Here is a 25024-nt window from a genome sequence, read left to right on the forward strand (position 1 = left end):
GCGAGCTGGAACGGAGACCGAATGAACATGCCGCGGGAAATACCGGCAGCGCCCCGGGAGCACTGGCTCGAAGCCGCCGATGGCGCCCGCCTGTTGTGCCGCGACTGGCTGCTGCCCGGCGCGACGGGGGCGGTGCAAATGGTGCACGGGCTGGGCGAGCATGGCGGGCGCTATGCCGCGCTGGCGCGCCTGTTTGGCGAGGCCGGGCTGTCGGTGCGCATATGCGACCATCGCGGCCACGGCAATTCGGATGGCCGCCGGGGCACCCTGGCGCGATCCGACGACCTGCTGCGGGACCTGAAGCTCGCCTTCGACGACTTTACGCGCCGCACGCAGCGCGTGCCTATCCTGTTCGGCCACAGCATGGGCGGCCTGGTGGCGGCGCGCTTCGCCACCGGCGGGTTCAGCCCGGTGCGCGCACTGGCGCTGTCATCGCCGGCATTGGCACTGGACATGCTGGGCTGGCAAAAGCTGCTGCTGGCGGTGTCGAGCCGGGTGGCGCCGGGTTACGCACTGCCGACGTCGCTGCCGGCCAGCCGCCTGTCGCATGACCCGGAGCAGGTGCAGGCCTATCGCAGCGATCCGCTCAACCACGGCAAGATCGCGCCGCGCATGCTCAATTTCATGCTCGATGCCATGCAACAGGCCGCGCGCGATGCCGGCCGGTTCGCGCAGCCGGTGCTGATGCAGGTAGCGGGCGACGATGCATTTGTCGCGCCGCGCGGCAGCCGCGCTTTTTTCGATGCCTTGCCGGAGAACCGCAAGACCATGCATTGGTACGCTACGGCCTACCATGAGATATTCAACGAGGAACCGGGGATCAGGGCGCAGGCCCAAAACGATTTGCGCCAATGGCTGGCGCAATTGCCGGCGGATAGGTGACGGGAAGAAGCAGGCGGGCAGATACGGGTTCTGAAATTAACCATAAATTACCCGTGTAAAGGCGATTTCAGGCCGTTTGAGGCCGTTCAACCGGCCTCAGGGCTGTCCGCTGGGAACATTGCTGAAGGCGCAGCGGCTGTCGAAACCGACGAAGCCGGGCGCGCAGGCGCAGCCGCCCAGCGCCAGCAGCAGCGCGATTGCGGCGACAGTGGAGACAAGGCGCTTCATGCGTATTCTTTCGTTCCGGTTGGCCAACCAGCGAGTGTAATGAGGCGCCAGGCTTTTGCAAGATGCCGGAAAGCGGGTGCAGGGAAAGGAACCTTGTTATCAATATCGATGATAAGAAGGGGAAAATGCAGCGAAGAAGGCGTCGGAACCGGGAAAAGAAAAAAGCGGCTTGTCTGCATTGCAATGCGACAATTACCGCTTTTCCAGAGGGGCTGCTTTTCTTTTCAGCCCTCTTTGGCGCCAGGGAAGTTGGCACCCGGAGAGGATGCTTACTTGACCGAGATCAGGTAGCGCGCAACCATTGCGCCGATCAGCAGGGTGTAGGGCAGGAAGTCGGTAACGATGTTCATAGTGAGCTCCGCAAAAAAGTTGATCTGTTGCATTGCAATATATGTGTTCCATCGGAAAGCCGCCAATTTTGAATCTCAATATCAGTTATCGACTTCTTGAATAACTTGGGCCGGTCACGCTGATTCCGTGCCGGATTATCCGAAAATCCTTTGGTATCAAGGGTTTGCAGCCGCCATCGTCGTTGGATGGGCAGTGCGCGCAGCGACGCGCTGCGCAAAAGGCGCCGCCGCGCGATGTTTCATCCGCGCGACATGCAGGGGACAGGTAGCGGTAGCGGGAGGCTTATTGCCCGGCCGGGCCGATTTTCAGGCCGCGGATATCGGAAGCGATGCGTATTTTGTAGGAAGCGCCGTTCTTCACGTCCAGCGTCATCTTGTTCTGCCCGGCATAGCTGGACGAGTTGAGGGTATGCACCGGCTTGACGCTGAAGTCGTAGCTGCCCGGCTTGAGCCAGATGCTGAAGTGTTCGCCGCCGATGATCTGGGCCAGCACCACGTCGTTGATCGCCAGTTCCAGCATTCCGTTGTTGAGCATGCCGCCATCGCGGGTGAACTCGACCTGGCTCAGCCCGCTTTCCTGCTGCGTCATGCTTTTGATGTAGACGCGCGCCGGCGGGATTTCCCCGCTGGCGGTCCGTTCGACCGGAGCCGCGCATCCCGCCAGGGCGATCACGGTGGCACATGCTGCGAGCGCTTTGATCATATTCCTCATCCTTGTGTTTTTTTGAAGGTGTCTTGCCGGAGCCGGCAAAGATAACACGGCCTAGCCTGCCGCAGTGCGGCGCTCGGCCGCCGCTTCCCGCTCCAGTTGCAGCAGGTGCTTTTCGATCTCGAACACATGCGCGTCGTCGCTGCCCAGCTCGCGCAGCGCCTGCGCCAGCAACAGCAGGTATTCGCTGTTGGGGCCGCTGGGGCCTGCCGCGCGCGCAATCTGGCGGGCGATTTCCTCCTCGCTGGCGGGGCCGGCGAAGGCGGCGTTTTCTTCCGATGCGATATAGATCAGGCCTTCGGCTTTTTCCTCGGGGCCGAAATGGATCTCCGTCACCAGCCGCAAATAGCCGTTCTTTTCGCGGTGGTCGAGATGGGCGAAGACCTGCGGGGTGATCAGGTAGGCCATGCCGCAGCAGACCGCGTCGGGCTGCGCCACCAGCGTGACCACCCGGCCCGGCGCCTCGGCGGTGCCGCGGTGGTCGTGCGAGCCCTGCCAGAAGCGGCGTACCCAGCCGAGGATGTGGGCGGGGCGCCGCTCGATGAAGGGGAAGTCGGCCTTGAAGATGATGGAACCGTAGCCGAACAGCCAGACGCTGTCGCGGCCGTCGAAGTGGGCCATCTGCCGGTTGATGGAAATGGTGTTGGCGGACATGGTGGTCAGGTCAGGCGGACGGCGCGGCCGTCCCAAGCTGGCCATTATAAAACCGGCCATGGCGCCATGCAGGGAGGAAAGGCCGCTATCGCTCGCCATTGCGAGAGGGCGGACGAGGCGTTCCATCGGCGCAACGCCTTTCCCGATGCCGGGAAGGCGAGCTATCGGCCGGCAATGGGCCGGGAAATTGCGGCTTCGTCTGTTATACCGGCGACAATTTCCTTGGGGGAATAATTTTTGGGTGTCGGGTTTTTTCGTCCGGCAACATTTTTCACTGGTCATACCAATGAATTTTGGCTTTTAATATCGCCCGTGAGGGATTTCTGCATAGCAATAAAAACAACGCGGCCGGCTTTTCCCGGACCGCAGGCGAGACCGCACGCACGACATCAAGAAGAATCTCAGGGAAAATACATGAAAATCATCAGCAATATGTCGATAGGCAAACGCCTCGCATTGGGCTTCGGCCTGATCCTGGCGCTATCGATCGTCATCACCAGCATCGGCTATTGGCGGCTGCAGGCCTTGTCCGAGGCCACCCATGAAATGATGCGCCAGCCGTTGACCAAGGAGCGCCTGATCTCGGACTGGTACTCCAACCTCTATGGCGGCATCCGCCGCACGCTGGCCATCGCCAAGAGCGCCGATCCCTCCCTGTCCGAGTATTTCGCGAAAGACGCGGCGCTTTCCTCCAAAAATTCGGCCGAGACCCAAAGCAAGATCGAACCGCTGATCAACAGCGAGGAAGAGAAGGCCGCGTTCGACCAGATCGCGGTGGAGCGCAAGGCGTATCTCGCCGGCCGCGAGAAGATCAACAAGGTCAAGGAAACCGGCGACCTTGCCGAAAGCAACCGCGTGCTGGACGAGGAGTTCGTGCCGGCCGCCAACCGCTACCTGGAATCGATGCAGAAGCTGCAGCAGATCCAGCGCGACGCCATCGACCGCATGGCGCAGGAGATCGACGGTATCGCCGCCCGCAGCAAGATGCTGATGCTGGTGCTGGAAATACTGGTGCTGGGTTTCGGCGTGCTGTGCTCGTGGCGCCTCACGGCCAGCATCATCGGCCCGTTGCGCACCGCGGTCGACGTCTCGCGCCGGGTGGCGCAAGGCGACCTGAGCGCGCAGTTCGATGCGCAAAGCCGGGATGAAACCGGCCAGTTGCTGGAGGCCCTCAAGGAGATGAACGATAGCTTGCGCAATATCGTCAGCCAGGTGCGCAGCGGCACCGACACCATCGCCAATGCCTCGGGCGAAATCGCCAGCGGCAACCTCGACCTGTCGGCCCGTACCGAACAGCAGGCCGGCTCGCTGGAGGAGACCGCCTCGGCGATGGAAGAGCTGACTTCCACCGTCAAGCAGAACGCCGACAATGCGCGCCAGGCCAACCAGTTGGCGGTATCGGCCTCGGAAGTGGCGGTGCAGGGCGGCCAGGTGGTGGGGCAGGTGGTCGACACGATGAGTTCGATCAACGATTCCTCACGCAAGATCGTCGACATCATCAGCGTGATCGACGGCATCGCCTTCCAGACCAACATCCTGGCGTTGAACGCGGCGGTGGAAGCGGCGCGCGCCGGCGAACAGGGTCGCGGCTTCGCGGTGGTGGCTTCCGAAGTGCGTTCGCTGGCGCAGCGTTCGGCGGCGGCAGCTAAGGAAATCAAGGACCTGATCGACGATTCGGTGGATAAGGTCGGCGCCGGCAGCCGCCTGGTGGAGCAGGCGGGGCAAACCATGGCCGAGGTGGTGGCGAGCGTGCGCCGCGTGACCGACGTGGTGGCCGAGATCACCGCCGCCAGCGCCGAGCAGAGCACCGGCATCGAAGAGATCAACCGTGCCATCGCCTTGATGGATGAAGGCACCCAGCAAAATGCGGCGCTGGTGGAGCAGGCCGCGGCCGCCGCGCGTTCCATGCAAGACCAGGCGGCCGACCTGGCGTCGCTGGTGAGCGTGTTCCGCCTGCAGGCGGGGCTGGAACATGGCGGGCGCGGCGCCGATGACGGGCGCACCATCGAGATGACGCCGGCCAGTCTCAAACTGGGCGGCTAAGCCGTATCGGAATCTTCTTCGGGCCGGGCATCGCAATAGCCGTTTTGGGCATAAAATGGCGCTTGCCGGCAGCTTGCTGTGCGGAAATGCGATTGCCGGCGCCCAAGAGCGCTTTATCCGAATTTTCAGGGGAATATCATGCGTGTTGTCGTCATGCTGCTGACGCTGGCGGTCGGCGCAGTGCTGGCCGGCTGCGAGAAGACCGATTTTGAAAAGAAATCCGAATCCGACGCCAATGCCCGGCGGATTTTCAACCTCAATCGCGAGTCGTCCAAGAACTGAGGTTGTCGTTACCGGAAATGAAAAACAGCAGGCGCAAGCCTGCTGTTTTTTTTCGCCCCCGTGAAACGCGAAGGGAAGATCAGTGGCGGGCCGCCGCAGTAGCAGCCGGCGCGCGCAGCGCCTCGGCGCATTCGCGCACCAGCGCCGGCCCCTGGTAGATCAGGCCGGTGTAGAGCTGCACCAGCGAGGCGCCGGCGTCGACCTTGGCGCGCGCATCGGCGCCGCTGAAGATGCCGCCCACGCCGATGATCGGCAGGGCGTCGCCCAGTTCCGCCTTCAGGCCGCGGATCACGCGGTTGGACAGATCGAACACCGGCTTGCCCGACAGGCCGCCGGCTTCCTCGCCGTGCGGCATGCCCTTGACGGCGTCGCGCGTGATGGTGGTGTTGGTGCCGATGACGCCGTCGATCTTGTGGCGCAGCAGCGCGTCGGCCACGTTCTTGACCTGTTCCTGGTCCATGTCGGGCGCGATCTTCAGCGCCACCGGCACATAGCGGCCGTGGCGGTCGGCCAGGCGGCGCTGGGCCGACTTCAATTGCGACAGCAGCGCATCCAGTTCGGAGGCGCCCTGCAACTGGCGCAGGTTCTTGGTATTGGGAGAGGAAATATTGACCGTCACGTAGCTGGCGTAGGGATAGACCTTTTCCAGGCAGTGCACGTAATCCTCGGCGGCGCGCTCGATCGGCGTGTCGGCATTCTTGCCGATGTTCAGGCCCAGCACGCCCTGCTTTTCCTGGTAGAAGCGCGAGGCCTGGACGTTGGCCACGAAGGCGTCGACGCCGCCGTTGTTGAAGCCCATGCGGTTGATCACCGCGCCGGCAGCCGGCAGGCGGAACATGCGCGGCAGCGGGTTGCCCGGCTGCGCGCGCGGGGTGACCGTGCCGACTTCGATGAAGCCGAAGCCCAGCGCGGCCAGGCCGTCGATGTAGGCGCCGTCCTTGTCCAGCCCGGCGGCCATGCCGACCGGATTGGGGAATTCGATGCCCATCACGGTGCGCGGGTCGCGCGCCGGCTTGGCGATGATGTCGGTCAGGCTGTAACGCGCGGCGCAGCGCAGCGCCGGCAGTGTCAGGTGGTGGGCGGTCTCGGGTTCGAGGGAGAACAGCAGCGGACGCGCGAGCGCGTAGAGGAATTTGTCGGACACGATGGGAAATGGCGGATGGCGGTGAAAAAGTGCCGCTATTCTAACGTGTCCGGCCGCGGTTGCCGCCATTTGGCGGCCTTGGGTGTGGTATCGGCGTCAGCCTTCCAGCGGCGCCCACTCGCCCTTGTGCAGCGCTTCCAGCGGCTGGAAGTTGGTCTTGTAGGCCATCTTCGGGCTTTCCTTGATCCAGTAGCCGAGATAGACGTAGGGCATCTCCAGCTGGCGCGCCTGTTCGATCTGCCACAGGATGTTGTAGGTGCCGAAGGAGGAGGCCGGCATGTCCGGATCGAAGAAGGTATAGACCGACGACAGGCCGTCGTTGAGCACGTCGATGATGCTGACCATGCGCAGCACGCCATCGGGTTCGCGGAATTCCACCAGGCGCGTGTTGACCTTGCTTTGCAGAAGGAACTGCGCGTACTGGTCGCGGCTGTCCTGGTCCATGCCGCCGCCGGCGTGGCGCACCGACTGGTAGCGCAGGTACAGCTCGTAGTGCTCATGCGCGTAGGTCAGGTTGGTCACCAGCGCCACCAGGTGCCGGTTGCGCTCCCAGGCACGGCGCTGGCTGCGGTTGCGCACGAAGTCGGCGACCCGGATGCGCACCGGGGTGCAGGCGTTGCAGCCGTCGCAATAGGGGCGGTAGGTGAAGATGCCGCTGCGCCGGAATCCCGTCTTGACCAGTTCCGAATACACGTCCGCGTTGATCAGGTGGGAAGGCGTGGCTACTTGCGAGCGGGCCTGCTGGTTGTCTAGATAGCTGCACGGATAGGGCGCGGTTGCATAGAACTGCAACGTGGAGAACGGCAAGTCTTTGAGATGCGTCATGGGCGTCCTGTCCTGTCGTGCGGGAACCCGGCGGCAGGGGAACGATGGCCGCCAGGCGATAAGCCATGCACTAATTTACACTATTTGGATGATGTCTTGTGGCGGCACAGGCTCCGGCGCATGCTCAGGGGCACTCTGTCGGCGGGATGCCGGTTTCCAGCAGGTTCAGCGGCCGCCAGCCGGTGATCTGCGGGGCGCGGATGGCCGTGCGCAAGTGGCGCAGGAAATCGTCGCGCGGGATGGGGCGGGCGCCCAGCGAAGCCAGGTGCGAGGTTTCCTGCTGGCAGTCGATCAGCTCCACGCCATGGCTGCGCAGGAAAAACACCAGGTGCGCCAGCGCCACCTTGGAGGCATCGCTGACCCGGGCGAACATCGATTCGCCGTAAAACATCCTGCCGATCGACACGCCATAAGCGCCGCCGACCAGTTCGCCATTGAGCCGCACTTCCGACGAATGCGCATAGCCGGCGCGGTGCAGGCCGGTATAGCCCTCGATGATTTCCGGCGAAATCCAGGTGCCTTGCTCATGCCGGCGCGGCCCGGCGCAGCCGCGCATGACTTCTTCGAAGGCGGTATCGAACGTGACTTGCCACAGCCCGTCGCCATGGCGGCTGCGCTCGATGCGGCGCAGGGTTTTCTTGAGGCTGTCGGAGACAGTGAATTGCGAGGTGCGCAAGACCATGCGTGGATCGGTGCTCCACCAGAGGATTGGCTGGCCGTCCGAGAACCAGGGGAAGATGCCCTGGCGGTAGGCTTCCAGCAGGCGCGGCGGCGACAGGTCGGCGCCGGCCGCGAGCAAGCCCGGAGGATCTTTGAGCGCGTGCGAGACGTCGGGAAAGGGGGTATCGATGTTGAGCCAGGCGATCATCCGGAGCTCCCGCCGGATCAGATCATGCGGCGCCGGATGTCGTCGGTGTGCAGCGTGAAGCCGCCGTCACCGGCGCGCAGCTTCTTCAGGTCAGCGAAGAAAGCGCGCAGCGTGAACTCCACCGTTGGAAAAGCGATGTCTTCCCAGGGAATCTGCTCCTCTGTATACAGTTCGACTTCCAGGCTCTCGATGCCCGCCTGGTAGTCCAGGTCGAGCAGGGTGGCGCGATAGAACAGGTGCACCTGGTGCACATGCGGCACATTGACCAGCGAGAACAGTTCATGCAGCCTGATGCGCGCGCCGGCTTCCTCCTCGGTCTCGCGCACCGCGGCATCCTCGGTGGTCTCGTCGTTCTCCATGAAACCGGCCGGCAGCGTCCAGTAACCCAGGCGCGGCTCGATGGCGCGCTTGCACAACAGCACCTTGACCTGGCCGTCCCGTTCCCACACGGGCAGCGAACCGATCACCATCTTGGGATTCTGGTAATGGATCGTGCCGCAGCTACCGCAGACGAAACGCGGTCGCGTGTCGTCCTGGGGAATCTGCAGCGACACCGGCTGACCGCATTCGGAACAGAATTTCATAGAAGAGGATCGTCGTGGCTTGATTTGGTTGTTATCGGCATGCATGCGCCTGGCTCCATCCATCAGCCGGGCTTGCGACACGGAAAAACTGGTGCGCAGACAGCGGCATGTGCGGGTAGCAGTGTATCACTGTAAAAAGATTGCAGATAATGTTTGCATTCTATTTCCAGGTGTCCTATAATCTTTTTCTTCAGACGCGGGGTGGAGCAGTCTGGCAGCTCGTCGGGCTCATAACCCGAAGGTCGTAGGTTCAAATCCTGCCCCCGCAACCAGATAAGTGAAAACCGCTGTAAGCCTTGGCTTGCAGCGGTTTTTTGATTTTGGGCTTGTGTTTGGCCATGTTCCGGGGCGCTACAAAAAAGAATCAAACAAGGCGGGGCAGGCAGCTATATCGGATATGGGGCAACTTTGGGTGCAACTCAACAAGCCCCTGGCTACTGATCCCAGATGGCCTCATTCAAATCCTGAGATGGCCGACTACCAAGGAAAATGCCGGCGAAGCCTGCCGGCGGTTCGCATAATACAAATGGTAGCCAGGCACAGTCGGGCACCACTCTTCAAGCACGCTTCGTAACTGACCGCCGAAAAAGTAAGGCTCCGCTACATCGTAGGGCACATAGGCGAGGCCATACCCGGCAATCGCCGCCTCCAGCATTTTCGGGGTGGTATTGAGAATAAATTGGCCTTGCACATGAACCTGCAATGCTTCGTTTCCCTTCGCGAACTCCCAGGCATATAGCCCGCCATGCGTGGGAATGCGGAGATTGATGCAGTTATGGGCCGCCAGGTCATGCGGCGTTGCCGGACGGCCGTTTGCATCAAGGTAGCCGGGCGAACCGACTACCGCCATCTTGAAGTCCGGACCGATGCGGGTGGCGATCATGTTTTGCGCAATCAAATCCCCGCTCCGGACGCCCGCATCGAAACGTTCTTTCACGATATCGACCAATCCATAGTTGATATTGATTTCTACGGAAATTTCCGGATATTGCTTGAGCCAATCCTTCAGCTTCGGCCACAGGATGGTGTCCGCGGCATGATCGTGGGCGGAGATGCGGATGAGGCCTGCGGGCTTTTCCCGTAGGGCGCTTAGCGAATCCAGTTCCGATGCAATCCCTTCATAGTAAGGCCCGACCTTCAGAAGCAGCCTTTCTCCCGCCTCAGTAAGAGAGACTCCGCGCGTCGTCCTGGTCAGCAGGCGGAGCTTCAGTTTTTCCTCCAGCCCCCGCATGGAATGGCTCAGGGCGGACTGCGAGACCCCGAGCTGCGCCGCCGCGCGGGTGAAGCTCCGCTCTCGCGCAACCACGAAGAATGCCCGCAGGACGTTAAGGTCGATATTCTTCATCATGAATTTGGCTCATATCTGTTTGCCAAGTCTAGCAGCTACCGGTGGAACCAGGTGATCCCTATAGTTCAGGCATCCGCTATGCGGCGCATCCCGCCGCCGCAGGCAGGCACAGGAACAGGAGTCGGAAATGGAAATTGAAGTCCAGCGTTGTGGAAGCGTTTCTTCCATGAAAGGGCCGGTCGACTGGTTTACCGGAACCGTCCGGGTGGACATGTTGTTCCAGGCCAATGACACGGCACGCGCTTCGGGCGGCAGTGTGACTTTCGAACCCGGCGCGCGCACCGCATGGCATGCGCATCCGCGCGGCCAGACGTTGATTGTGACGGCCGGTTCCGGCTACGTGCAACGGTGGGGCGGCCCCCTTGAGGCCATCAAGCCCGGCGACGTGGTCTGGATTCCCGCCGGCGTCAAGCATTGGCATGGCGCCAGCGCCGGTACCTTCATGACCCATATCGCGATCCAGGAATCGCTTGATGGCAAAGTCGTCGATTGGCTGGAGCACGTCAGCGACGAGCAGTATCCGCAAACGCAATAAGGGAGGCGACTATGCCGCATGTCATCGTAAAGCAATGGCCAGGCAAGTCGGAGCAGCAAAAGCAGCAGCTTGCCGACGCCATCACCAAGGCCGTGACCGCCATCCTCGGATATGGCAAGGAGTCCGTTTCCGTCGGAATTGAAGTGGTGCAGCCAGCCGCCTGGCTGGATGAGGTCTACAACCCCGACATCCTCGGAAAATGGGACACGTTGTACCAGAAGCCCGGCTACGACCCTTCCCAGTTCTAGCATCCCAAAACCATACAAAGGAATTGCCATGCAAGACAATATCAAAGACAAAGTCGTTGTCATCACCGGCGCGAGCAGCGGCCTGGGAGAGGCGGCTGCCAGGCATCTCGCGGCGCTTGGCGCCAGGCTTGTGCTGGGTGCCCGGCGTGTCGACCGGCTGGAAAAACTGGCCGGCGAAATCAATGCCGGCGGTGAGGCTGTGGTCGCCACCGATGTGACGCGCCTGGAAGAGGTGCAGCGGCTTGTGGAGCGAGCGATCAAGCTCTACGGCAGGGTTGATGTGCTGCTCAACAATGCGGGCCTGATGCCGAGTTCCATGCTGGAAAAGCTTCACGTGGATGAATGGGACCGCATGATCGACGTGAACATCAAAGGCGTGCTTCATGGCATAGCGGCCGTGTTGCCCCACATGGTTCGGCAAAAGAGCGGCCATATCATCAATGTGTCATCGGTTGCGGGCCACAAGGTTGGCGCGGGCGGCGCGGTCTATGCGGCGACAAAGCACGCGGTGCGAGCCCTTTCCGAAGGGCTGCGCCAGGAGGTGAAGCCGCACAACATCAGGACGACAATTGTTTCTCCCGGCGCCGTCGCCACCGAGCTGACGCAAACGATCACGGATCCCGATATCGCCGCCGGCATGAAAGCGGTTTACGAGCGGGCTATTTCCGCCGACTCATTTGCCCGTGTGGTCGCATTCGCCATCAGCCAGCCCGAAGACATCGATATCAACGAGGTGCTTTTCAGGCCGACCAGCCAGCTTTACTAATCGCCATCCATCCTGGGTTCTGCCGGCTGCGGAGCAGCGATAAGTGTCGCCGCAAACCGGCTGGACTAATTGATCTGGAGCTTGCCCTGAAGCAAGCAGGCGTGCGCGGCGAGCTGCTCGGATGTGCATTGGCGGCGGGGCCAGATCAGGCCCGCACCGTCATCTTGATGGCGCGGGACGATATGCATGTGGAAATGGAAAACGGTCTGCTCGCCTTCCTTCCCGTTCGCCTGGAAGAGCATCAGGCCGGGGCAGTGGAAGGTCTCTTTCACGGCGATAGCGATCTGCTGCGCTACGGCCATGACTTCCTGCGCCGTTTCTGGCGGAATATCGAAGATGCTGGCGTAGTGCTTCTTGGGGGCGACCAGCACATGGCCAGGGTTGACCGGGCCGATATCCATGAACGCCAGCACATGATCGTTTTCATAATCAGCGCCATGCGCGTCATCGCAGGGATACTGATCGTCGCCGCTCTGGTGCTGATGAAGATGTCGAACTCTTAGCCGCGCAATACTGCCGGCCGAGGTATGTCATCGGCCGAAAAGAACCCGGCCGCTCATCCCGACAAGGAATATCCCCATCGCCGTTTCCACAAATACCTTGAGCTTTCCATAGACCGAACGCGCAAGCCGGTGTGAAAACAGGAGCGCCAGGCTGCAATACCAGAGCGCTGAAATGGACAGCGCGAGAAGAACCACGGCGGCGTCGAACCAAAGCGGCGCAGCTGAAGGGACCATGACCGAGAAAATGCTGCCGTAAAACCCGATCGACTTGGGATTGGTCATGCTGACGACAAAGGCCTTGCCCAGGGACGATGCGCCGCTTGATTGGCGCGCCGACTCGTTCCTGATGGGCTGGCGGGCGGTGGCAATCATTTTCAAGCCGAGCCACAGGAGGTAGGCGCCACCAGCCAGCCTGATGGCGGTATGGACGGCGGGAGCGTGGCTCATCAGGAAATTCACTCCGCCGATGGCCAGCAGCGCCCATGTTCCCGATGCCAGCGAAAAGCCCAGTCCGGTGAGGATGCCCGCGCGCCTGGAAATGCCCATCGACGTGGATGTCACCAAGGCGAAATTGGGGCCGGGACTGGCGACGCTCAGCAAGAGGACACCGGCGATCAGCAAGAGTTGGGGCAAGTCGGACATGAAAAATGGCGGAATGCGGATGAGAAGTGCCAATGTATCAGGCGCCAGGAATTGATGCTCGCTGATTACCAGATAAGGAATCGCCGGAGTTTCGTCCGGCGATTGGACTGGATTCCGAGGAAAGCGACTGTTTTGCCTGCCGGCGTTCATGTTACGATGCGCCGATCTTATGGAGGCGAGTATGGAAACGCAGGATCCCTGGATTGAACGCGCTGAAGCGCTGAAAAAGCAAATTGAGGTTTTGCTCGAAGCCCAGCTTGAGGAATATGAGCTGATGACCGCTAAGCTGGAGGAGTGGAAGAAAAATCCCGCCGGCCAATGGCTGACGCTGGCCGATTACGAGCCTTGGCAGACCGCGCTGAAGAAGCTTGAAGAAGCGCAGCGCGAGTTCGATGCGCATATCGGCACGCGCGAAAAGTAAGCCTCTTTCCTGCCGTTCGGCCGGAGGCCGGCAACGCTGCCCCGAAGCGATTCCGGGCGGCGTTTTTCTTGGTCGCCGCGGATGAGCTTGCGTTTCCCGGCGGCGGATTTTCGTGCGGCGCGGCAAGCGCGGGCGGCTGAAATGGGGTGTAATGGCGGGAGTGCCGGGTAACGCGCGCGTATTCGGGCAGAATCCGGGCAGAATCGAACAGGCAAACACATCATGAACCCACCTCTCAAGACAGCCGCTTCGGAGCCGACGAAGCAGACGCTGGATATCCTCAAGACCCTCATCGGCTTCAACACCGTCAGCCGCGAATCCAACCTCGGATTGATCGAATGGGTGCGCGATTACCTGGAAGGCCTGGGCGCGCAGACCCGCCTGACCTACGATGCCCAGCGGCGCAAGGCCAACCTGTTCGCGACCGTGGCCGGCGCGGCGCAGGGCCGGTCCCGCTTCGGCACCGTCTTTTCCGGCCATACCGATGTGGTGCCGGTCACCGGCCAGAACTGGGATACCGATCCCTTCGCCGCCCACGTGGCCGGCGGCAAGCTGTTCGGCCGGGGCGCCTGCGACATGAAAGGCTTCATCGCCGTCTGCCTGGCGCGCCTGGCCGCCGTCGACCAGGGCCGCTTGCATACGCCGCTGCATTTTTCGTTTTCCTACGACGAGGAAGTCGGTTGCCTGGGCGTGCGCGAACTGCTGGCCGACCTGAAGCATAACGACATCAAGCCGACCGGCGTCATCATCGGCGAGCCGACTTCGATGCAGGCCGTGATCGCGCACAAGGGCAAGCGTTCCTACCGCTGCTCGGTGCATGGCCATGCGGCGCACTCTTCCTGCCCGCACCTGGGCATCAACAGCATTGACTTCGCCGCGATGATGCAGCTGAAGATCCGCGAGATCGCCATGCGCGTGCGCGATTCGGAAGCCCGGGACTACGACTTCGATGTGCCGTATTCCTCCATCGTCACCACCCTGTCCAATGGCGGCAACGCCCCCAACATCATTCCCGACAAGGCCGAGTTCGTGTTCGAACACCGTTTCTTGCCGGGCGTCGATCCGCAGCAGGTGTTCGAGGAAGTGAAGTCGTACGCGCAGCGGGAAGTGGTGCCGCAGATGGCCATCGAAGGGGCGCAGGGCCGCATCGAGTTCGAAACCCTGACCGCGTATCCCGGCATGAACACCCCGGCCGACGATCCCATCGTCGCGTCCGCGCTGCGCATCCTGGGCGATGAGCGCGCGCACAAGGTCGGTTTCGGCACCGAGGGCGGCCTGTTCGGCGCAGCCGGCATGCCGGCCGTGATCTGCGGTCCCGGCGATATCGCCCAGGCCCACAAGCCCAACGAATTTGTCACGCTGGAACAGTTGGCCCGCTGCGAGCATTTCTTCGACAACTATCTGGCTTCGGCCAACCTCAATCCCGCCTGAACATTGCCGGTGCTGTAAAAGAAAAGGCGCTTGCCCCGTCAAGGGCAAGCGCCTTTTTCGTTGCGCCGTACGGCCTCAGGCGGCGAGCTTGGGACGCTTGTCCAGCGAGGCCGACAAGGCCACGGTCGCCAGCCCCAGCAAGGCCACCGCCGCGCCGATCAGCGGCAGGTCGGTCAGCGGCAGGCCGGCCGCGATCGCCGTGCCGCCCAGCCAGGCGCCGGTGGCGTTGCCCAGGTTGAAGGCGCCCTGGTTCAGCGTCGAGGCCAGGTTGGGCGCGCCGCGCGCGGTGTCCAGCACGCGGATCTGCGCGCCCGGCACCACCGCGAAGGAGAAGGCGCCCCAGGCAAACATGGTCACCAGCGTGGGCCACTTGTAATGGCTGGTCCAAGAGAACAGGCCCAGCACGATGGCGATGCAGATGAACACGGTGCACAGCACCGGCATCAGTTTCCAGTCCGCCAGCTTGCCGCCGACCAGGCCGCCCACGGTGATGCCGGCGCCGAACAGCAGCAGCACCCAGCTTTCTTCCCTGGCGCTGAAGCCGGTCACGTCGAGCAGGATGTAGGCGATGTAGGTGATCACGGTGAACATGCTGATCGAGGCCAGCGTCGAGGTCAGCAGTGACAGTTGCACCCGGGTGTCGATGATGGAGCGGAATTCCTGGAAGATGTCGCCGCCCTGCATGGGGATCTTCTTGGGCAGCATGGCCCACAGCATCACGGCCGCCAGCACGCCGATGCCGGTCACCACGCCGAACGTGGAGCGCCAGCCGGCCGCGTGGCCGAAGGCGGTGCCCAGCGGCACGCCCAGGATGTTGGCCACGGTCAGGCCGGTAAACATCAGGGCCACGGCCTGGGCGCGCTTTTCCGGCGCGACCAGTTCCGCAGCGACCACCGAGCCGATGCCGAAGAAGGCCGCGTGGCAGAAGGCGGTCACCACGCGCGCCACCATCAGGAAGCCGTAGGTCGGGGCGATCGCGCACAGCACGTTGCCCAGGATGAACAGGGCCATCAGCCCGACCAGCGCCTGCTTGCGCGGCCACTTGGCGGTGAGGATGGCCAGGATCGGGGCGCCTGCCGCCACGCCCAGCGCATAGCCGGAGACCAGCATGCCGGCCGCCGGCGCCGAGACGCCGAGGTCGCGGGCGACATCGGGCAGCAGGCCCATGATGACGAATTCAGTGGTGCCGATGCCGAAGGCGGCGACGGCGAGGGCGAACAGGGGCCAGTTCATGCGGATTCCTGGAAGGAGGGAGGGCGCGGCGGGGATCGCCGCGCGAAACCGCAAGTTTACCGTCTGGCGGGAAATATTGCAGGGCGGTAATCGGCGGAGCCGATTACGCCGGGTCTGCCGCCAGCGGCCGCGCCATCCAGTTCTTGAGCATGGACAGCATCGCGCCATACGCCGGCAGGAAGAACACCAGGCTGATGGCGATCTTGAAGCAGTAGTCCACCACCGCGATTTCCACCCAATGGGCGGCCATGAAGGGATCGTCGCTGCGCCAGAAGGCGATCGAAAAGAAGGCCAGGGTATCGCTGGCATTGCCGAACAGCATGGACACCGAAGGCGCCAGCCACCAGCGCCGGCTGGCGCGCAGGCGGTTGAATACGTGCACGTCGAGGATCTGGCCCAGCGCGTAGGCCGTGAAGCTGGCCACGGCGATGCGCGCCACGAACAGGTTGAAATGCGCCAGCGCCGCGAAGCCTTGCCACTGGCCCATGTAGAACAGCGACGACACCACGTAGGAGACGAACAGCGCCGGCAGCATCACCGCCAGGATGATGCGCCGGGCCAGCGGCGCGCCGAAGAAACGCACCGTCAGGTCGGTGGCCAGGAAGATGAACGGAAAGCTGAACGCGCCCCAGGTGGTATGGAAGCCGAAGATCGCTACCGGCAACTGCACCAGGTAGTTGCTGGAAATGATCACCAGCAGGTGGAACAGCGAAAGCCAGGCCAGCACAGCCGCGTGCCGGCGCCAATCAAAAGTTGTCATATGGACCTTTTTGATGAATGGGGTTAGGGAACCCATGGATGGGCATCCGGCGCACGCGCGCGGGACGCGAAGAGGCGCTACTTTACCATACCGCGCCGGTCCCGCCCAGCGCCGGGGCCGGCCGCTCCCGCAAGCGGCGGGCGTTCCCGCCTGTTTGATGCATATCAAGGCACCCATCGCCCGCCGCGCCTATCCTGCAGTCTCCAACCAATCCCTGTTCGCCCGGCGAAGCGGCCCGCGGCGCGTTGCGCCTGTCGCGCATCCCGCCCGCCATCCTCCCGGGCGGCCGGCCAGGAGCATCGCATGCAAGTCGTTTACCCGTCCCAGACGCCCGATTCCGCCAGCCTGGCTGGCATGAGCAAGAGCGTGCTGCGCAAGATGGACCAGCGCGGTCCGCGCTACACGTCCTATCCGACCGCCGACCGTTTCTCCGGCGACTTCGCCGTCGCCGACTACCTGCATGCGGTGTCCGACCGCCGCAGCATGAGCGCCTGGCGCGCCTTGTCGCTGTACCTGCATATCCCGTTCTGCGACACCATCTGCTACTACTGCGCCTGCAACAAGATCGTCACCAGGAACCGCGCCAAGGCGGCGCTCTACCTGAGCTACCTGAAGCGCGAGATCAGCATGCAGGGTTCGCTGTTCTCCGGCATGAACCAGGTCGAGCAGCTGCACTTCGGCGGCGGCACGCCGACCTATTTGTCGGATGAGCAGATGGGCGACCTGATGGCGCACATCCGCTCCTGCTTCACGCTGGCCCCGGACAGCGTCGGCGAATATTCCATCGAGATCGATCCGCGCACGGTATCGGCCGCGCGCGTGCAGTCGCTGCGCGCGCAGGGCTTCAACCGCATCAGCCTGGGCGTGCAGGACTTCGATCCCGACGTGCAGCGCGCGGTCAACCGCGTGCAATCCGAGCAGCAGACGCTGGAGATCATCCGCGCCGCGCGCGACGCCGGTTTCCGCTCGGTCAGCATCGACCTGATCTACGGCCTGCCAAAGCAGAACGTGATGTCGATGGTGCGCACGCTGTCCAAGGTGATCGCCGCCAGCCCCGACCGCATCGCCGTCTACAACTACGCCCACATGCCGCAACTGTTCAAGACGCAAAGGCAGATCCGCGAAGACGACCTGCCCGGCGCCGACAGCAAGCTCGACATGCTGTCGCTGTGCATCCGCCAGCTGACCGCGGCCGGCTACGTCTACATCGGCATGGACCATTTCGCCAAGCCCACCGACGACCTCGCCGTGGCCCAGCGCCAGGGCCGCCTGCACCGCAACTTCCAGGGCTACTCGACCCATTCCGAGACCGACCTGGTGGCCTGCGGCGTCTCGGCCATCAGCGCCGTGGGCGGCAGCTACAGCCAGAACGAGAAGACCCTGGACGGCTACTATGCGCGCCTGGAAAACGCCACGCTGCCGATCGCCCGCGGCATCCAGCTCGGCATGGACGACGTGCTGCGGCGCCTGATCATCCAGCGCCTGATGTGCAACTTCGAACTGTCGATCAACTCCCTGGAGATCGCTTACCCGATCGTCTTCCGCGAATACTTCGCGGCCGAGATGGAAAAGCTGCAGGCGCTGGAAGCGGAGGGCCTGATCAAGATCGAGCCCGAGTGGATCACGGTCGAACCCAAGGGCCGCCTGCTCATCCGCAACATCTGCATGGTGTTCGACCGCTACCTGGCGCAGGACCGCGAGAAGGCGGATGCGCCGCAGCGCTACTCGCAGACGGTTTGAGCCGCCGGGAGCGCGAGCCTTGAACCTCTTCCCGGTTTTCCTGGTGGGCCTGATGGGCAGTGTCCATTGCGTGGCCATGTGCGGCGGCATCGTCGGCGCGCTCAGTTCCGCCGCCCCCGGGAAGCCGGCCTATGCGGGGGGCCGCGTCATCGCCATCAAGACCGTTCCAACCGCCGGCGCCGCCATCGGCGAGCTGGCCCGCGTGCTGTGCTACAACGCCGGACGCCTGGCCAGCTATGCGGCCGCCGGCGCGCTGGCGGGCGGCATCGCCTCCGGCCTGCTGCGCGGCGCCGATGTGCTGGGCTGGATGTCGCCGCTGCAGCGCGCCGCCTACGTCGCGGCCAACCTGATCCTGGTGCTGCTGGGGCTGTACCTGACGCAATGGTGGGGCGTCCTGGCGCGCCTCGAACATTTCGGGCAGGCGCTGTGGGCGCGGCTGCGGCCGCTGGCCATGCGGCTGGTTCCGGTCGATAGCCAAGCCAAGGCGCTGCTGCTGGGCAGCCTGTGGGGCTGGCTGCCGTGCGGCATGGTCTACAGCGTACTGTTGACCGCCATGCTGTCCGGCGACGCCGCCAGCGGCGCGCTCACCATGCTGGCTTTCGGCGCCGGCACCCTGCCGGTGCTGATGGCGGCAGGGCTGTCTGGCGAACGCCTGCGGTCCTTGGCCGCGCATCCATCCTGGCGCCGCGGCGCCGGGCTGGCGGTGCTGGCCTTCGGCGTACTGGGCCTGCTGCGCGCGGCCGGAATCGGCGGCCTCGGCATCGCCCAGGGATGGCTCGACGTGTTGTGTGTCACGCCGCATGGAGGCGCGCGATGAGCATAGCGAAGGCGGAGAGACAACCGTGTTTCCATTGCGGCCAGCCGGTGCCGGCCGGCGAACCGCTGCAACTGCTCATCGGCGGCGCGCCGCGCGAGCTGTGCTGCGTCGGCTGCCGCAGCGTGGCGCAACTGATCGTCGACAGCGGCTGCGAAGATTTCTACCTGCGGCGCAGCGCCCCTTCCGCGCGCGTCGATCCCGAACAATTGCTGCCGGACGAACTGGCGCTGGCCGACCTGCCCGCCGGCCCGGACTTTCCCGGCGATAGCGGGGCGGCCGATCTGCTGCTGTCGGTGGACGGCTTGCGCTGTTCGGCTTGCGTGTGGCTGATCGAGCGCTACCTGGCGCGCCTGCCCGGCGTGCTGGCGGCCGAGATGAACGTCGCCACCGGTCGCCTGCGCGTGCGGCGCGATCCGGCCCTGTGCCCGGTTTCGGCGGTGCTGCGCGGCTTGCGCGCGCTGGGCTACACCGCCTATCCCTTCGACCCGCTGCGGCAGGGCGAGCAGGCGCGGCGCGCCGCACGCCGGCTGTTCCGCCAGATGTTCGTGGCCGGCATGTCCATGATGCAGGTGATGATGTATGCGGTGCCGGCCTACCTCAGCAGCGACGGCATCGATCCCGAGATGATGGCGCTGATGCGCTGGGCCAGCCTGTTCCTGACCATTCCCGCAGTGTTCTATTCGGCCTTGCCGTTCTTCGCCGGCGCCTGGGCCGGCCTGCGCGCGCGCAGGCCGGGCATGGACCTGCCGGTGGCCATCGGCATCGCCGCCGCCTTTGCCGCCAGTACGGTCGCCACCTTCCGCGGCACGGGCGAGATCTGGTTCGACAGCGTCAGCATGTTCATCTTCCTGCTGCTGGCCAGCCGTTATCTTGAGGCGGCGGCGCGGCGCCGTTCGGCCGGCGCGCTGGAACGCATGCACCAGACCTTCCCGGCCTCGGCGCTATTGCTGGCCGCTTATCCGCACAGCCGTGAGGCCACGCTGGTGCCGGCCGCCCGGCTCAAGCCCGGCGACGTGATCCTGGCGCGGCCGGGGGATACCATCGCGGCAGATGCCGAATTGATCGAAGGGGAGGCCGCGCTGGACCTGTCCCTGCTGTCCGGAGAAAGCCGCCCGCAGCGCCTGCAGGCCGGGCAGGAAGCGCCGGGCGGGGCGGTCAACCTGAATCATCCGCTGTTGCTGCGGGTCGTGCGCGCCACCCGCGAGAGCACGCTGGCGGCTATTACCCGCCTGGCCGAGCAGGCCGGCGCCGGCAAGCCGGCCCTGGCGCAGTGGGCCGATGTCGTGGCGGCGCGCTTCGTATTGATGCTGCTGGCGCTGGCGGCGGCGACCTTCCTGGCCTGGCAATTGATCGACCCGGCGCAGGCCTGGCCGACCGCCATCGCGGTGCTGGTGGTGTCCTGCCCGTGCGCCTTGTCGCTGGCCACGCCATCGGCGCTGGCGGCGGCCGCCGACCGCCTGTTGCGCGAGGGCACGCTGGTGGTGCGCGGCAATGTGCTGGAAACCCTGAGCCGCGCCGATGTCGCGGTGTTCGACAAGACCGGCACGCTGACCCAGGGCCGGCCGCGCCTGGTGCAATCGCAGCGCTTGGGATTGCTGGATGACGCGCAAGTGCTGGCGATTGTCGCGGCGATGGAGCGCGGCAGCCTGCATCCGCTGGCAAAGGCTTTGAACGAGGAGGCCGAACGGCGCGGGATCGCTGTGGTTCCTTGCGGGAATGTGCAGTCTTTCGCCGGCGCCGGCATGCAAGGCGAGATCGGCGGGCGCCGCCACCGCATCGGTGCGCAGGCGTTCGTGGCCGAATTGAGCGGCAGCCTGCCGCCGGGTTTGCCCGGTTCGGCCGTCCCCGGCGCCGGCAGCGTCTACCTGGGCGACGAGCATGGCTGGCTGGCGCGTTTCGACCTGGCCGACAGTTTGCGCCCGGATGCCGCCGCCACCGTGGCGGCCTTTCGCGCGCGCGGGGTGCGCACCGTGCTGCTGAGCGGCGACCAGGCCGACGTATGCGCCGCGGTCGGCGCCCAGGCCGGCGTCGACCAGGTGGTGGCGCAATGTTCGCCGCAGCGGAAACTGGAATACGTGCAGGCGCTGCAGCAGGGCGGGGCGGTGGTGGCTATCGTCGGCGACGGCATCAACGATGCCGCCATGCTGCGCGCGGCCGACGTGTCGTTCGCCATGGGCCGCGGCGCCGCGCTGGCGCAGGCCAGCGCCGACGCGGTGGTGATGTCGGACCGGCTGCAAGCGGTGGCCGATTGCGCGCAGACGGCCGCGCGCGCCATGCGCGTGGTGCGGCAGAACCTGGCATGGGCCACGGCCTACAACCTGCTGGCGATCCCCGCGGCGGCGTTCGGCTGGCTCGATCCCTGGATGTCGGCGGTGGGGATGTCCCTGAGTTCGCTGCTGGTGGTGGGCAATGCCCTGCGCCTGAGCCGGGCGCGCCGGCAGCCGGCCGGCCCGGCCGCGGCAGCGCTGCCGGCATGGGAAGGAGCGCGCTGATGGAGGCGCTGTATGTGCTGATCCCGCTGAGCACCGTGCTGGTGTTCCTGGCGATCGGGGTTTTCTTCCGCGCCAGCGACGGCGGTCAGTTCGACGACCTGGAAGGGCCGGCGCTGCGGATCCTGCATGACGACGACAGCCCGGTCGCCGCCGATGACCAGGCGGCAGGGTAGCCGGGTTCCCGCCTTTTCCCCCTTTGTTTTTCCCCATTTTGATGCATGTCAATGCCCGCCGGGGGCGCCCTCCGTAAGCTGGCAGCGGACAAGTACTCAACATAGCGGGGAGAGTTTCGTGAGCAAAGACAATAGCTACAACTACAAGGTGGTGCGCCAGTTTACGGTGGCGACCATCCTGTGGGGCGTAGTCGGGATGCTGGTGGGGGTGATCATCGCCGCCCAGCTGGCATGGCCCGAACTGAACATGGGGATTCCCTGGCTGAGCTTCGGCCGGCTGCGGCCCCTGCATACCAACGCGGTGATCTTCGCCTTCGGCGGCAGCGCGCTGATGGCGACGTCCTACTATGTCGTGCAGCGCACCTGCCAGGTGCGGCTGTTTTCCGACTTCCTGGCCGCCTTCACTTTCTGGGGCTGGCAGCTCGTGATCGTGGCCGCTGCCATTACGTTGCCGATGGGCCTGACCCGCGGCAAGGAATACGCCGAACTCGAATGGCCCATCACCATCCTGATCGCCGTGGTGTGGGTGGCCTACGCGGTGGTGTTCTTCGGCACCATCGTCAAGCGCCGGGTGCAGCACATCTATGTGGCCAACTGGTTCTACGGCGCCTTCATCATCGCGGTGGCGCTCCTGCACATCGTCAACGGCATCAGCATGCCGGCCACGCTGACCAAGTCCTACTCGGCCTACAGCGGCGCGCAGGACGCGATGATCCAGTGGTGGTACGGCCACAACGCGGTGGGCTTTTTCCTCACGGCCGGCTTCCTGGGCATGATGTATTACTTCATCCCCAAGCAGGTCAACAAGCCTGTGTATTCGTACCGCCTGTCGATCGTGCACTTCTGGGCGCTGATCTTCACCTACATGTGGGCCGGCCCGCACCACCTGCACTACACCGCGCTGCCCGACTGGACCCAGTCGCTGGGCATGGTGTTCTCGCTGATCCTGCTGGCGCCGTCCTGGGGCGGCATGATCAACGGCATGATGACGCTGTCGGGCGCCTGGCACCAGTTGCGCACCGACCCTATCCTGAAGTTCCTGGTGGTGTCGCTGTCCTTCTACGGCATGGCCACCTTCGAAGGCCCGATGATGGCCATCAAGACCGTCAACGCCTTGTCGCACTACACCGATTGGACCATCGGCCACGTCCACTCCGGCGCCCTGGGCTGGGTCGGCTTCATCACCATGGGCTCGATGTACTACCTGATCCCGCGGCTGTCCGGCAAGACCGAGATGTGGCGCAAGGATCTGGTGGAAATCCACTTCTGGGTCGCCACCATCGGCATCGTGCTCTACATCGCCGCCATGTGGATCGCCGGCGTGATGCAAGGCCTGATGTGGCGCGCGGTCAACAGCGACGGCACGCTCACCTACACCTTCGTGGAAAGCGTCAAGGCCACCTATCCGTATTACGTGATCCGCCTCATCGGCGGGCTGATGTACCTGTCCGGCATGCTGATCATGGCCTACAACACGGTGCGCACCATGTGGGGCGCCAAGCTGGCGCACGCGCCGATTCCTGCCGTGGCCAACGCTGCGCACTGATTGGGGGAAAGAATGAAGTTTTCACATGAATGGATCGAGAAGAATCCCTGGCTGCTGATCGGGCTGGTGGTGCTGGTGGTGAGCATCGGCGGGCTGGCCGAGATCGTGCCGCTGTTCTTCCAGAAATCGACCACCGAGCCGATCGCCGGGCTAACGCCCTATCCGGCGCTGCGCCTGGCCGGGCGCGACATCTACATCCGCGAAGGCTGCTACAACTGCCACTCGCAGATGATCCGGCCACTGCGCGCCGAAACCGAGCGCTACGGCCACTATTCGGTGGCCGGCGAGTCGGTCTACGACCGCCCGTTCCAGTGGGGCTCAAAGCGCACCGGCCCCGACCTGGCCCGCGTGGGCGGCCGCTACAGCGACGAATGGCACCGTGCTCACCTGCACAATCCGCGCGACATGGTGCCGGAGTCCAACATGCCGGCCTACCCGTGGCTGGAGCAGACCAGGCTGGACCGCTACGACATCGTCTCGCGCATGCGCGCCTTGCAGCGCCTGGGCGACCCCTACACCGAAGAAGAGATCAAGCAAGCCCCGGCCGCGCTGGCCGGCAAGACCGAGCAGGATGCGCTGATCGCCTACCTGCAGGAACTGGGCGTACTGATCAAGGCGGAGAGATAAGAACATGGACATCGATTTCCTGACTGACGCGCGCAGCCTGATCACGCTGGCCAGCTTCGTCACCTTTGCCGGCATCATCTGGTGGACCTACGTCAGCCACAAGCCGGCCGATTTCAACCAGGCGGCGATGCTGCCGTTCGCCGATGGCGACATCGGCCAGCCGGCCCCGGCCGAGCAGGATGGGGAGGCGCGCCATGGCTGATTTCACCAGCGGTTTCTGGAACATCTGGATCGTCGTGCTGACGGTGCTGGGCATCATCGGCTGCGCCTTGCTGCTGTGGCAGCAATCGACCTGGAAGGTCAAGAAGGGCGAGCAGCCCGGCGCCGGCGCCACCACCGGCCACGTCTGGGATGAAGACCTGACCGAATTGAACAACCCGCTGCCGCGCTGGTGGATGTGGCTGTTCTACCTGACCATCGTCTTTTCGGTCGGCTACCTGGTGGTGTATCCCGGCCTGGGCAACTTCGCCGGCACGCTGGGCTGGAAGTCGACCGCCGAGCACGACGACGATGTGCGCGCGGCCAACGCCAAGTACGGCCCGCTGTTCGACAATTACCTGAAGCAGGACCTGAAGCAGGTCGCCGCCGATCCGCAGGCCCATGCCATCGGCGAGCGCCTGTTCCTGACCTACTGCGCGCAATGCCACGGCTCCGACGCGCGCGGCAACAAGGGCTTTCCCAACCTGACCGACGACGACTGGCTGCACGGCGGCGCGCCCGAGACCATCAAGGAAACCATCATGAAGGGCCGCCACGGCGTCATGCCGCCGATGGGCGCCGCGCTGGGTTCGGACAAGGATGTCGACAACGTCGCCAACTACGTGCTGAGCCTGTCGGACTCCACCCATGACCCGATCAAGGCCGAACTCGGCAAGTCCAGGTTCGGCGCCTGCATGGCTTGCCACGGCGCCGGCGGCAAGGGCAACCAGGCGCTCGGCGCGCCCAACCTGTCGGACAAGATCTGGCTTTACGGCGGCAGCATCGACACCATCAAGGAAACCATCACCAAGGGCCGCGACAACACCATGCCGGCCTTCGGCGAGTTCCTTGGCGAACCCAAGGTGCATGTGCTGGCGGCGTATGTGTGGAGCTTGTCGAACCGGCCGAGCAATGCGGCGGCGAAGTAATGCCGCGCCGTCGTCCTGGCGAAAGCCGGGATGGCCGCGTGCGAAC

At 64.2% G+C, this 25024-nt stretch carries 28 protein-coding genes and 1 tRNA gene; 17 read left to right on the plus strand and 12 right to left on the minus strand.

Annotation, left to right across the window (positions count from 1 at the left end):
- Positions 1–21 precede the first annotated feature (21 nt).
- Positions 22–882, plus strand: a complete 861-nt coding sequence (locus tag J7548_RS17025; RefSeq protein ID WP_290976756.1) for an alpha/beta hydrolase — start codon at positions 22–24, stop codon at positions 880–882.
- A 96-nt stretch (positions 883–978) separates the two neighbouring features.
- On the opposite strand, the gene J7548_RS17030 is transcribed toward J7548_RS17025, so the two are convergent.
- The 3 genes from J7548_RS17030 to J7548_RS17040 form a co-directional block, all read right to left on the minus strand.
- Positions 979–1110: a hypothetical protein gene (locus J7548_RS17030; RefSeq protein ID WP_290976759.1), complete on the minus strand. Its 132-nt coding sequence runs from the start codon at positions 1108–1110 to the stop codon at positions 979–981.
- 633 nt (positions 1111–1743) lie between these two features.
- Positions 1744–2163: an NAD-GH domain containing protein gene (locus J7548_RS17035; protein ID WP_290976762.1), complete on the minus strand. Its 420-nt coding sequence runs from the start codon at positions 2161–2163 to the stop codon at positions 1744–1746.
- Between the two features lie 60 nt (positions 2164–2223).
- Complete coding sequence (locus J7548_RS17040; protein WP_290977360.1) at positions 2224–2823, minus strand: gamma-glutamylcyclotransferase; 600 nt, start codon at positions 2821–2823, stop codon at positions 2224–2226.
- 414 nt (positions 2824–3237) lie between these two features.
- Between J7548_RS17040 and J7548_RS17045 the strand changes: the two genes are divergently transcribed.
- Together J7548_RS17045 and J7548_RS17050 are read left to right on the plus strand one after the other, a co-directional pair.
- Positions 3238–4866 carry a methyl-accepting chemotaxis protein gene (locus J7548_RS17045; RefSeq protein ID WP_290976765.1) on the plus strand — a complete coding sequence of 543 codons (1629 nt, stop codon included), beginning with the start codon at positions 3238–3240 and terminating at the stop codon, positions 4864–4866.
- Positions 4867–5004: 138 nt separating this feature from the next.
- Positions 5005–5148, plus strand: a complete 144-nt coding sequence (locus J7548_RS17050; RefSeq protein WP_290976768.1) for a hypothetical protein — start codon at positions 5005–5007, stop codon at positions 5146–5148.
- Positions 5149–5227: 79 nt separating this feature from the next.
- Here the strand turns inward: J7548_RS17050 and J7548_RS17055 are convergent, their stop codons facing one another.
- The 4 genes from J7548_RS17055 to J7548_RS17070 form a co-directional block, all read right to left on the minus strand.
- Entirely contained in the window at positions 5228–6292 is a 1065-nt protein-coding gene (locus J7548_RS17055) for a quinone-dependent dihydroorotate dehydrogenase (RefSeq protein ID WP_290976770.1), read from the minus strand.
- A gap of 96 nt (positions 6293–6388) precedes the next feature.
- A complete protein-coding gene (locus J7548_RS17060; RefSeq protein ID WP_290976773.1) occupies positions 6389–7117 on the minus strand; it encodes an arginyltransferase in 729 nt (242 codons plus the stop codon).
- 124 nt (positions 7118–7241) lie between these two features.
- On the minus strand, positions 7242–7985 hold the full coding sequence (gene aat / locus J7548_RS17065; protein ID WP_290976776.1) for a leucyl/phenylalanyl-tRNA--protein transferase: 744 nt from the start codon (positions 7983–7985) through the stop codon (positions 7242–7244).
- Between the two features lie 17 nt (positions 7986–8002).
- Entirely contained in the window at positions 8003–8569 is a 567-nt protein-coding gene (locus J7548_RS17070) for an NUDIX hydrolase (RefSeq protein WP_290976779.1), read from the minus strand.
- Between the two features lie 195 nt (positions 8570–8764).
- Between J7548_RS17070 and J7548_RS17075 the strand changes: the two genes are divergently transcribed.
- Positions 8765–8841, plus strand: a tRNA-Met gene (locus J7548_RS17075).
- A 185-nt stretch (positions 8842–9026) separates the two neighbouring features.
- On the opposite strand, the gene J7548_RS17080 is transcribed toward J7548_RS17075, so the two are convergent.
- Positions 9027–9914, minus strand: coding sequence for a LysR family transcriptional regulator (locus J7548_RS17080; RefSeq protein ID WP_290977363.1), 888 nt, complete (start codon positions 9912–9914; stop codon positions 9027–9029).
- A gap of 130 nt (positions 9915–10044) precedes the next feature.
- Here J7548_RS17080 and J7548_RS17085 point away from each other — a divergent pair, with 130 nt between their 5' ends.
- The 3 genes from J7548_RS17085 to J7548_RS17095 are packed head-to-tail and all read left to right on the plus strand — an operon-like array spanning position 10045 to position 11466.
- Positions 10045–10452 (plus strand): cupin domain-containing protein, encoded by a 408-nt coding sequence (locus J7548_RS17085; RefSeq protein WP_290976781.1) that lies wholly within the window; start codon positions 10045–10047, stop codon positions 10450–10452.
- An 11-nt stretch (positions 10453–10463) separates the two neighbouring features.
- A complete protein-coding gene (locus J7548_RS17090; RefSeq protein ID WP_290976785.1) occupies positions 10464–10700 on the plus strand; it encodes a tautomerase family protein in 237 nt (78 codons plus the stop codon).
- A 28-nt stretch (positions 10701–10728) separates the two neighbouring features.
- Positions 10729–11466 carry an SDR family oxidoreductase gene (locus J7548_RS17095; protein WP_290976787.1) on the plus strand — a complete coding sequence of 246 codons (738 nt, stop codon included), beginning with the start codon at positions 10729–10731 and terminating at the stop codon, positions 11464–11466.
- A gap of 65 nt (positions 11467–11531) precedes the next feature.
- Here J7548_RS17095 and J7548_RS17100 read toward each other — a convergent pair whose 3' ends face one another.
- Together J7548_RS17100 and J7548_RS17105 are read right to left on the minus strand one after the other, a co-directional pair.
- Positions 11532–11867 (minus strand): HIT domain-containing protein, encoded by a 336-nt coding sequence (locus tag J7548_RS17100; RefSeq protein WP_290977365.1) that lies wholly within the window; start codon positions 11865–11867, stop codon positions 11532–11534.
- A gap of 129 nt (positions 11868–11996) precedes the next feature.
- Complete coding sequence (locus J7548_RS17105; RefSeq protein WP_290977367.1) at positions 11997–12611, minus strand: LysE family transporter; 615 nt, start codon at positions 12609–12611, stop codon at positions 11997–11999.
- Positions 12612–12792: 181 nt separating this feature from the next.
- On the opposite strand from J7548_RS17105, the gene J7548_RS17110 reads away from it, so the two are divergent.
- Together J7548_RS17110 and argE are read left to right on the plus strand one after the other, a co-directional pair.
- A complete protein-coding gene (locus J7548_RS17110; RefSeq protein ID WP_290976790.1) occupies positions 12793–13032 on the plus strand; it encodes a hypothetical protein in 240 nt (79 codons plus the stop codon).
- A 222-nt stretch (positions 13033–13254) separates the two neighbouring features.
- Positions 13255–14463 (plus strand): acetylornithine deacetylase, encoded by a 1209-nt coding sequence (gene argE / locus J7548_RS17115; RefSeq protein WP_290976793.1) that lies wholly within the window; start codon positions 13255–13257, stop codon positions 14461–14463.
- Positions 14464–14538: 75 nt separating this feature from the next.
- Here the strand turns inward: argE and J7548_RS17120 are convergent, their stop codons facing one another.
- Positions 14539–15696 (minus strand): MFS transporter, encoded by a 1158-nt coding sequence (locus J7548_RS17120; protein WP_290976796.1) that lies wholly within the window; start codon positions 15694–15696, stop codon positions 14539–14541.
- Positions 15697–15799: 103 nt separating this feature from the next.
- Entirely contained in the window at positions 15800–16456 is a 657-nt protein-coding gene (locus J7548_RS17125; RefSeq protein ID WP_290976799.1) for a 7-cyano-7-deazaguanine/7-aminomethyl-7-deazaguanine transporter, read from the minus strand.
- A 303-nt stretch (positions 16457–16759) separates the two neighbouring features.
- Here J7548_RS17125 and hemN point away from each other — a divergent pair, with 303 nt between their 5' ends.
- The 8 genes from hemN to ccoP all read left to right on the plus strand — a co-directional run bounded on the left by hemN (position 16760) and on the right by ccoP (position 24978).
- Positions 16760–18196 carry an oxygen-independent coproporphyrinogen III oxidase gene (hemN, locus tag J7548_RS17130; RefSeq protein WP_290976801.1) on the plus strand — a complete coding sequence of 479 codons (1437 nt, stop codon included), beginning with the start codon at positions 16760–16762 and terminating at the stop codon, positions 18194–18196.
- Between the two features lie 19 nt (positions 18197–18215).
- A complete protein-coding gene (locus J7548_RS17135) occupies positions 18216–19013 on the plus strand; it encodes a sulfite exporter TauE/SafE family protein (RefSeq protein ID WP_290976804.1) in 798 nt (265 codons plus the stop codon).
- Positions 19010–21505 (plus strand): heavy metal translocating P-type ATPase, encoded by a 2496-nt coding sequence (locus tag J7548_RS17140; protein WP_290976806.1) that lies wholly within the window; start codon positions 19010–19012, stop codon positions 21503–21505. The genes J7548_RS17135 and J7548_RS17140 overlap by 4 nt, the downstream gene beginning before the upstream one ends.
- Positions 21505–21678: a cbb3-type cytochrome oxidase assembly protein CcoS gene (gene ccoS / locus J7548_RS17145; protein ID WP_290977369.1), complete on the plus strand. Its 174-nt coding sequence runs from the start codon at positions 21505–21507 to the stop codon at positions 21676–21678. The genes J7548_RS17140 and ccoS overlap by 1 nt, the downstream gene beginning before the upstream one ends.
- Before the next feature lie 118 nt (positions 21679–21796).
- Positions 21797–23224 carry a cytochrome-c oxidase, cbb3-type subunit I gene (gene ccoN / locus J7548_RS17150; RefSeq protein ID WP_290976809.1) on the plus strand — a complete coding sequence of 476 codons (1428 nt, stop codon included), beginning with the start codon at positions 21797–21799 and terminating at the stop codon, positions 23222–23224.
- A 12-nt stretch (positions 23225–23236) separates the two neighbouring features.
- Positions 23237–23851 carry a cytochrome-c oxidase, cbb3-type subunit II gene (gene ccoO, locus J7548_RS17155; protein WP_290976811.1) on the plus strand — a complete coding sequence of 205 codons (615 nt, stop codon included), beginning with the start codon at positions 23237–23239 and terminating at the stop codon, positions 23849–23851.
- A 4-nt stretch (positions 23852–23855) separates the two neighbouring features.
- Positions 23856–24053 (plus strand): CcoQ/FixQ family Cbb3-type cytochrome c oxidase assembly chaperone, encoded by a 198-nt coding sequence (locus J7548_RS17160; protein WP_290976814.1) that lies wholly within the window; start codon positions 23856–23858, stop codon positions 24051–24053.
- The gene (gene ccoP, locus J7548_RS17165) at positions 24046–24978 is read left to right on the plus strand and encodes a cytochrome-c oxidase, cbb3-type subunit III (RefSeq protein WP_290976817.1); all 933 of its coding nucleotides are present in this window, start codon (positions 24046–24048) and stop codon (positions 24976–24978) included. The genes J7548_RS17160 and ccoP overlap by 8 nt, the downstream gene beginning before the upstream one ends.
- Positions 24979–25024: the final 46 nt, after the last annotated feature.

The sequence above is a fragment of the Herbaspirillum sp. genome (genome assembly GCF_017744395.1).
Classification (GTDB): Bacteria; Pseudomonadota; Gammaproteobacteria; order Burkholderiales; family Burkholderiaceae_D; genus Herbaspirillum.